General features: G+C 46.9%; 2 protein-coding genes. Both read left to right on the top strand.

Annotated elements, in window-relative coordinates; genetic code table 11:
- Positions 1-55: 55 nt before the first annotated feature.
- Positions 56-2,593, top strand: a complete 2,538-nt coding sequence (locus Q0J48_RS06675; RefSeq protein WP_296242714.1) for a heavy metal translocating P-type ATPase — start codon at positions 56-58, stop codon at positions 2,591-2,593.
- Positions 2,594-2,676: 83 nt separating this feature from the next.
- Positions 2,677-4,146 (top strand): 4-alpha-glucanotransferase, encoded by a 1,470-nt coding sequence (gene malQ, locus Q0J48_RS06680; protein WP_296242715.1) that lies wholly within the window; start codon positions 2,677-2,679, stop codon positions 4,144-4,146.
- Positions 4,147-4,162 lie beyond the last annotated feature (16 nt).

Genomic DNA, 4,162 nt, shown 5'->3' on the forward strand with positions numbered 1-4,162 from the left:
GAAGTCATGAAGGAAGTGCTGACTTTGATCAAGAAATTAAAATAGAGGTGATACGATGGAAAAGCAGTTTGATGTCACGGGGATGACTTGTGCAGCTTGCCAAGCCAATGTCACAAGAGCTGTTTCCAAACTGGATGGTGTAGAAGATGTCGATGTTTCTTTATTGTCGAATTCGATGAAGGTTACCTTTGATGATTCTAAAGTCGACAGTCAAAGGATCTGCCAGGCGGTTTCCCAGATTGGCTATGGGGCCAGTGAAAAAGGGGCCCAACAGGAAAAGTCTTCTTTTCAAAAGGAATGGAATGACCGTCAGTTAAAAGCGCAAAGGGAACAAAGATCTGCTTTTGTGCGGCTGATGACTTCCGTTGGATTGTTGATCCCTTTGATGTTGATTGCCATGGGTCCGATGATGGGACTTCCGATCTTATCGGGGGAACAGAATGCGATGATGTCGGCCTTGAGCCAGGTTTTATTGGCGACGATCATTTTAGGAATTCAGCGCCATTTCTTTATCCATGGATTTCAGTCGCTGATGCATAGGGCACCGAATATGGATTCTTTGGTGGCGATTGGATCGGGGGCCAGTTATCTGTATGGACTCTATGCGGTCTATCAGATGGCCTATGGCTTTGGTTATGGTCATATGGAGATGGTGCATCATTCGATGCATGCGATGTATTTTGAATCAGCAGCCATGATCGTGACTTTGGTCAGTGTAGGAAAATATTTGGAATCGCGTTCTAAGAAAAAAACGGGCGATGCCTTGGATAAATTGGTGGATCTGACGCCGAAGATGGCCAATGTGATCCGCGGCGGGGTTGAAGTGATGATCCCGGCGGAAGAACTGGTCAAAGGGGATCAGATCGTGATTCGTCCCGGAGACAGGATCCCGGCCGATGGGGTCGTGATCTCAGGTAACGGGGTCGTAGATCAAAGTGCCATCACCGGCGAAAGTATTCCTGTCGATAAAGAAACGGGGGATCCGGTTCTTTCGGCAACTTTGAATCAAAACGGCTCCTTTGTCTTTGAAGCGTCCAAGGTCGGGGAAGAATCGACGCTGGCACAGATCATTCAATTGGTGGATGAGGCCGGCAACTCGAAAGCGCCGATTGCGCGTATTGCGGATCAAGTGGCCGGGATCTTTGTGCCGGTCGTGATCGGAATCGCGGTTTTGACAGGCTTGATCTGGACTCTTTTGGGACAGGATATTGAATTTAGTTTATCCAATGCGGTAGCGGTCCTGGTGATCTCGTGTCCTTGTGCTCTGGGATTGGCGACGCCGGTAGCCATCATGGTCTCTACCGGTAAAGCGGCCGAGTATGGAATCTTGGTCAAGAGTGCTGCCTCATTAGAAAATTTGGCGCATATGGATACTGTGGTCTTGGATAAGACGGGAACGATCACGAGCGGAAAACCAAGTGTACAAAATGTCCTTTCATTAGGAGATGAAAAGGAATTCTTGTCGTGGGCCGCGGGTCTGGAATCGGGCAGCGGGCATCCTCTAGGACAGGCGGTCGTGGAATATGTCAAAGCGCAAAATATTGATTTCTTGACGATGGATACGTTTGAATCGGTAACTGGAAAAGGAATCAAAGCTACTAGCCAGGGGCATACGTATCTTGCGGGCAATAAGCGGTATTGTCAGGAAGAAGGCGTGGCCTTGCCGGAAAAGATCCTGGAGGCGATGGAGCAGGCATCGCATTCGGGCTGGACGCCGTTACTCTTTGTTCGGGATCAGAAGATCCAGGGAATGATCAGTGTAGCGGATACGATCAAAGAATCTAGCCGCATGGCGATCCGGGAATTCAAGAAAAAGAATCTTCAAGTCGTGATGTTGACGGGAGATAATGAAAATACGGCCAAAGCGATCGCGCAGGATCTGCAGATCGATCAAGTGATCAGCGATGTCTTGCCGGCCGATAAAGAAAGTGTGATCCGAGATCTGCAGGCCAAAGGGCATAAGGTCATCATGGTAGGCGATGGAATCAATGATGCACCAAGTCTCATGCGGGCGGATATCGGGATTGCGATTGGCAACGGTACGGATATCGCAGCGGACAGTGCGGATGTGATCTTGATGAAAAGTTCGCTGTTGGATGTCAACACCGCTATTGAGTTGAGTCATAAAACGATTCGCAATATTCATATGAATCTATTCTGGGCATTTTTCTATAATGCCTTGGGCATCCCTTTGGCGGCAGGTTTGTTCTATCCCTTCTTTGGATGGAGTCTATCGCCGATGATCGGCAGTGCGGCCATGTCGCTGAGTTCCGTATGTGTATGTACGAATGCGTTGCGTTTGCGATGGTTCAAACCGAGTGTCCAGTGGGAAGATCAAATTGAGAAAAAAGAAAAGGTCATAGAACAAAAGGAGGAAGAGAGTATGACAAAAACAATGAAAGTCGATGGCATGATGTGTCAGCACTGTGTGGCTCATGTCAAAAAGGCGCTGGAATGTGTGGAAGGTGTTAAACAGGCAGATGTGGATCTGGAAACTAAGAGTGCCGTGATCCATATGGATCAAGAGATCGCCAACGATATCTTGAATAAAGCGGTAGAAGATGCCGGATATACACCGATTTCGATCGAATAAGGGCAAATGCCCTTTTTCTTTAGAAAAATTGTTTAAATCCCTTGAAAATGTGCTAAAATTGTCATGTTGAAAGGGGTTACAAAATGAAACGAGAAGCAGGGATCTTATGCCCGATGTTTTCGGTACCCGGCAATCAGGGAATTGGAGACTTTGGAACAAAGACATTGAAAATGATTGATTGTATAGCGGATGCCGGATATAAAGTTTGGCAGATGTTGCCGCTGCAAGTGACGGGGTTTACCCATTCCCCTTATCAGAATCTCTCGAGTTTTGCGGGAGATCCCATTTATATCAATATCGATCGATTGAGTGAGATGGGGCTGTTGACACAGAGCTCCGTGATCAATTGTAATAAATTCAAAAATCATGTGGACTATGATCAGGTTCGTGAGTTCAAAGAGAAATATTTTGAACGGGCGTTTAAGACGTTCAAGAAAGTCTTTGATGCGTATGAAGAAGAATACAATGACTTTTTGCGCGATGCCTTCTGGCTCGAAGACTGGGTCACGTTCCAGCTTTTCCATGAGCTCCATGATGGGGCCAGCTGGAATGAGTGGGATGAGGAATATCGAAATTATCCGGAAGATCATGATATTGACTTAGCGGATTATCAGGAACGCATGGATTATCTGCGCTTCTTACAGTTTATTTTCTATAAGCAGCTGAGTGAGATCGTCATGTATGCGCACTCCAAAGGTTTGGCAATTATGGGAGATATTCCTTTCTATGTCGATTATGACAGTGCCGATGTCTGGGCCAACAAAGAATTGTTCTTATTGGATCAAAAAGGAAAGCCGGAGTTTGTGGCCGGATGTCCGCCGGATTATTTTAGTAAGACCGGGCAGCGCTGGGGCATGCCGATCTATGATTTTGAAGCGCAGGAAAAAGACGGCTATCAATTCTGGTGCCAGCGCGTTCATTGGACCAATCGTTTCTTTGACAAGATCCGTATTGATCACTTCCGCGCCTTTGATACCTACTGGAAGATTCCGGCCGAGTGTCCAACGGCCATCGATGGCAAATGGATCTTAGGACCGGCAGAAAAGCTTTTGGATGCGATCTTAGCGGCGTGTCCGGATGTGGAACTGATTGCGGAAGACTTGGGAATGATCCGCAAGGAAGTCACGGAACTGGCCGATGCCTACAAGATCCCGGGCATGGAAGTGCTGTTGTTTAAGATGGAGGCCAAGCAGTTAAGGAAGCCGATTCCGCAGCATAAGGTTTTATATACGGGAACGCATGACAATGCCACGATCATGCAGGATTATGTTCATTATGACAACAATCGACGGATCTCTTTGCGCCGCTTCTTTAAAAAGCGCGGCTATGAAGAAAGAGCTTTCTATGATATCGTTTGTCATTTTGCCCTGGATTCAAAAGCCAATCTTGTGATCTTGCCGATCTGGGATATCTGCGGATATAAAGAAGAGGCAAGGATCAATTCGCCAGGCACAGTGGGAGATCAAAACTGGACTTGGAAGCTCAAAGATTTCAAGACGTTCCCGGATGAATTGATGAAAACAAAACAATGGATAGAACAAGCGGGTCGCTAAAAGCGGCCTTTTTTCT

The sequence above is a fragment of the uncultured Faecalicoccus sp. genome, from assembly GCF_944325745.1.
In the GTDB taxonomy this organism is placed as follows: domain Bacteria; phylum Bacillota_I; class Bacilli_A; order Erysipelotrichales; family Erysipelotrichaceae; genus Faecalicoccus.